This window comes from Piscinibacter sp., assembly GCF_050175855.1.
In the GTDB taxonomy this organism is placed as follows: domain Bacteria; phylum Pseudomonadota; class Gammaproteobacteria; order Burkholderiales; family Burkholderiaceae_C; genus Piscinibacter.
In genome coordinates this window covers 1-3,990 of the sequence record NZ_JBFXIO010000435.1, presented here as the reverse complement: position 1 = coordinate 3,990, position 3,990 = coordinate 1, and the positions used below count along the sequence as shown (strand labels likewise).

Below are 3,990 nucleotides of genomic sequence, written 5' to 3'. Positions count from 1 at the left end.
GTCGCGGCCAGCAGCATCACCATTGCCTGCACCAGCGGCAGGTCGCGGTTGCCGATGGCCTGGAAGATCAGGCGGCCGAGGCCGGGCAGCGAGAATACGTTCTCGATCACCACCGTGCCGGTGACCAGGCTGGCGAACTGCAGGCCCATCACCGTGACCACCGGCACCATGGCGTTGCGCAACACGTGGCCCCACAACACCGCGCGGCGGCTCAGGCCCTTGGCGCGCGCCGTGCGCACGAAATCCTCGCGCAGCACCTCCAGCACGGCCGAGCGCACGAAGCGCGCCAGGATGGCCGCCTGCACCACCGCCAACGCCACGGCCGGCAGCACCAGGGCCTGCAGGCCCTCCCACAGGCCGCCGCCCTCGTCTTCCGTCCACCCGGGGAAGCCGCCGGAGGGGAACCACGGCAGCTTCACCGCGAACAGCATCACCAGCAGGATGCCGAACCAGAAGCTCGGGATCGCGATGCCGAGCTGGCTCACGGCCATCACACCGAGGTCACCGGCGCGGTTGTGGTGCGAGGCGGCGTAGAGGCCGGCGGCGAGCGCGAGCACCACGGTGAGCGCCATGGCCAGCAGCGCCAGCGGCACGGTGACCACCAGGCGCTCGGCCACCAGCTCGGTGATCGGCGTGTCGTAGGCGTGGCTGTTGCCCGGCTGCAGGGTGAGCAGGCCCTGCACCCAGGTGACGTAGCGCTCCAGGGCGGGCCGGTCGAGGCCGAGCTTCTTCTCCAGCGTCGCCACCGCCTGCGGCGTGGCGCTCTCGCCGAGCATCACCTGCGCCACGTTGCCCGGCAGCAGGTCGAGCACCGCGAACACCACCACCGAGGCCACGGCCAGCGTGAGCATGAACGTCGCAAAGCGGCGGAGCAGGAAGAGGGCGATGGCCGGTCCCCAGGAGCATGTCGTGTGCCTATGATGGCCGAAAACACGACGGAGACAGCCCATGGCCGAGCCCCTGCGCAATCCGCTGCCGTTCGCCACGCACGAGGTGCTCGTCGATGGCCGCTGGCGCGATGGCGCCTCGCGACAGCGACTGCCGCTGCTGAACCCCTCCGACGGCAGCGTGCTCGCCGAGATCGCGCGCGGCAACGCGGCCGACATCGACGCGGCGGTGGCTGCCGCGCAGGCCGCGCTCGACGGCGAGTGGGGCCGCCTCACCGCCGCCGAGCGCGGCCGGCTGCTGATGGCGATGGGCCGTGCGGTGCTGGAGCAGGTGGATGAGCTGGCGCGCCTGGAAGCGCTGGACGTCGGCAAGCCGCTGAAGCAGGGCCGTGCCGATGCGCTGGCGCTGGCGCGCTACCTGGAGTTCTACGGCGGCGCGGCCGACAAGGTGATGGGCGAGACCATTCCCTACCTGAACGGCTACACCGCGCTGACCTGGCGCGAGCCGCACGGCGTGACCGGCCACGTGGTGCCGTGGAACTACCCGATGCAGATCATCGGCCGCAGCGTCGGTGCGGCGCTGGCGATGGGCAATGCCTGCGTGCTCAAGCCGGCCGAGGAAGCCTGCCTGACCGCGCTGGCCATCGGCCGCATCGCGCAGCAGTGCGGCCTGCCGGCCGGTGCGCTGAACATCGTGCCCGGTCTGGGCGAGGAGGCCGGTGCGGCGCTGACGGCGCACCCCGGCGTGAGGCACCTGTCCTTCACCGGCTCGGTGGCCACCGGGCAGCTGGTGCAGGCGGCGGCGGCGCGCAACACCGTGCCCGTCACGCTGGAACTCGGCGGCAAGAGCCCGCAGCTCGTCTTCGCCGATGCCGACCTCGACGCCGCCTTGCCCTTCCTCGTCAACGCCGGTATCCAGAACGCCGGGCAGACCTGCTCGGCCGGCTCGCGCATCCTGGTCGAGCGGCGCGTCTTCGACGAGGTGGTGGAGCGCCTTGCGCAGCGTTACCGCACGCTGCGCGTCGGGCCGGCGCTGGCCGACCTCGAGCTCGGCCCGCTGATCTCGCAGCGCCAGCACGGCATCGTCTCGCGCTACCTTGGCCTGGCGCGCGAGAGCGGCCTGGGCATCGCCGGGCAGGGCGAGATCGTGGCCGACGCGCCGGCCGGCGGCTTCTACGTGCGCCCGACGCTGGTGGCGGCGGTGCCCGGCGACCACGCGCTCGCGCAGGAGGAGATCTTCGGCCCGGTGCAGGTGGTGATCGCCTTCGAGGGGGAGGCCGAGGCGGTGCGCATCGCCAACGGCACGCCCTATGGCCTGGTGGCGGGTGTCTGGACCCGCGACGGCTCGCGCGCGCTGCGCATGGCCCGCGCACTCAAGTGCGGCCAGGTGTTCGTCAACAACTACGGCGCCGGCGGCGGCGTCGAGCTCCCCTTCGGCGGCATCGGCGCTTCGGGCCACGGCCGCGAGAAGGGCTTCGAGGCGCTGTACGGCTTCTCGGCGCTGAAGACGGTGGCGATCCTGCACGGCTGAGCGTGGGGTGACAGAGCCCCTAGCGTGAAGGGGGCGACGCCATTGCGGTGCCCGCGCGCCGGATCGATGATCGGCGTGCATCCGGAAGGAGGCTGCCCATGAAGACGAAGCTGTCGATGCGCAAGGGCTTGCTGGCCACCGCCGCATTGCTGGCGGCCTGTGGCGGCGGAGAGCTGCTCTTGCTGACGATCGTCACCCCGTTGAACGGAGCCTGGCGCCTGAACGGCGACGTGAGCCAGGAGGGTCTGCAGTTCCAGACGCCGCTGCCGGATGAACACCTGTTCAGCTCCAGGTATGCCGTCACTGCGGCGATGCTCGACCCTTCCGACCTGTGCGGCGCGCCCGACGACGGCAGCGGGCAACTGGCGCTGGTCGGCAACTTCGACAACGGCGACGTCGTGCTGCGTGCGCGCGATGCGCCCGGCCAGCCGGTGTGCATCCAGGGCCGGATCAGCAGCCTGATCCGCTTCGACGCGGTGGCGACCGGTGCCCGCCCGGCCCGCTTCTACCGCAACTCGCGCGTGGACGTGCAGCTCGATCTGGGCCTGTGGGTGAGCGAGAACGGCGCGACGCGGCTGAAGTTCAGCCCCTATGCCAGCGTCGACAACGACACACAGGACGATCCCTTGCAGGCCTGCGACGTGTCCGCCGGTGCGCCGGTGGTGCTCGACGGGCTGATCGACGGCTTCCAGACGGCGACCAGCACCAGGCCCACCATCGCCGCCCTCGTTCCGGTCGGCCAGACCGCGGCCCGCTTCACCGACGTCGTCTTCGCCGACGGCGCGACGATCACACTGCGCAATGCCGCCGGAGCGGCCGTCACGCTCAAGCGGCAGAAGGAGACCACGCCGACCACCTGTCCCTGAGTGGCTTCAGGGCGCGGCGGGCGCGAAGATCGCGCGTTTCAGGGTCAGCGCTCGGACCGGTTCGCCGATACCGAGCACGAGCTCCTCGCGGCCCTGCAGCGCCAGCCACAGCTCCGCCAGCGGGCGCGAGGCCGGCAGGCCGGCCCACTGCGCGATCACCTCGCCGGCGCGAATGCCGGCCCGGTCGGCCGGGCTGCCGGGCAACACCTGCTGCACGCGCAGCCCTATGCCCGCGCGTTCGGGCACGAGCCCGAAGCCGCCCGGCGTCGCGAAGGGACCGCCTTCCACACAGAGCCGCTCATGCGCGAGGTCGAGCGCCCAGCGCGCGCCGTCGAGGAAGGCAGTGCCGGCCAGGCCCCGTGCGGCGTCGCCGAGTGCGCGGTGCAGGGCGGGCTGGGTCAGCCGCAGCACCGGCACGTCGCTGCGCCGTTGCGGGCCGAGCACGGCCTCGGGCAGCACCGTCAGGCGCAGTTCGCCCGCCAGGATCAGGCCCTGCGTGGCGGGCTCCGGCGGCTCGGCCTCGATGCGGATGAGGCCCGCTGGGTTGCCGCTGTCGAGCACGTAGCGCTCGCCGGTGGCCAGGGTGATCACTGGCAAGCTTCGATGGCGGGTGAGCGCGACCGGCGCCAGTGCTTCGGGGCATGGTGCGGAATCGTCGCCGCCGAACGGGGCTGTCCAGTCACGCAGGTTCAGTTCAGCACGCTGG

General features: G+C 72.1%; 3 protein-coding genes and 1 pseudogene. 2 read left to right on the top strand and 2 right to left on the bottom strand.

What is annotated here, in order from left to right; translation table 11 throughout:
* Positions 1-887, bottom strand: an 887-nt coding sequence (locus tag AB7U92_RS23280; RefSeq protein WP_428582589.1) for an ABC transporter permease, incomplete at its 3' end; no start/stop codon positions are given.
* A gap of 61 nt (positions 888-948) precedes the next feature.
* On the opposite strand from AB7U92_RS23280, the gene AB7U92_RS23275 reads away from it, so the two are divergent.
* Both AB7U92_RS23275 and AB7U92_RS23270 read left to right on the top strand, forming a co-directional pair.
* Positions 949-2,418, top strand: coding sequence for an aldehyde dehydrogenase family protein (locus AB7U92_RS23275; RefSeq protein WP_428582587.1), 1,470 nt, complete (start codon positions 949-951; stop codon positions 2,416-2,418).
* Positions 2,419-2,516: 98 nt separating this feature from the next.
* Positions 2,517-3,284, top strand: a complete 768-nt coding sequence (locus AB7U92_RS23270) for a hypothetical protein (protein WP_428582585.1) — start codon at positions 2,517-2,519, stop codon at positions 3,282-3,284.
* A 6-nt stretch (positions 3,285-3,290) separates the two neighbouring features.
* Here the strand turns inward: AB7U92_RS23270 and AB7U92_RS23265 are convergent.
* Positions 3,291-3,990 (bottom strand): annotated as a pseudogene (locus AB7U92_RS23265) (hypothetical protein); the annotation flags it as partial.

Coding starts and splice junctions, on each gene's coding strand:
- AB7U92_RS23275 (WP_428582587.1), top strand. CDS start 949: ATGGCCGAGCCCCTGCGCAATCCGCTGCCGTTCGCCACGCACGAGGTG.
- AB7U92_RS23270 (WP_428582585.1), top strand. CDS start 2,517: ATGAAGACGAAGCTGTCGATGCGCAAGGGCTTGCTGGCCACCGCCGCA.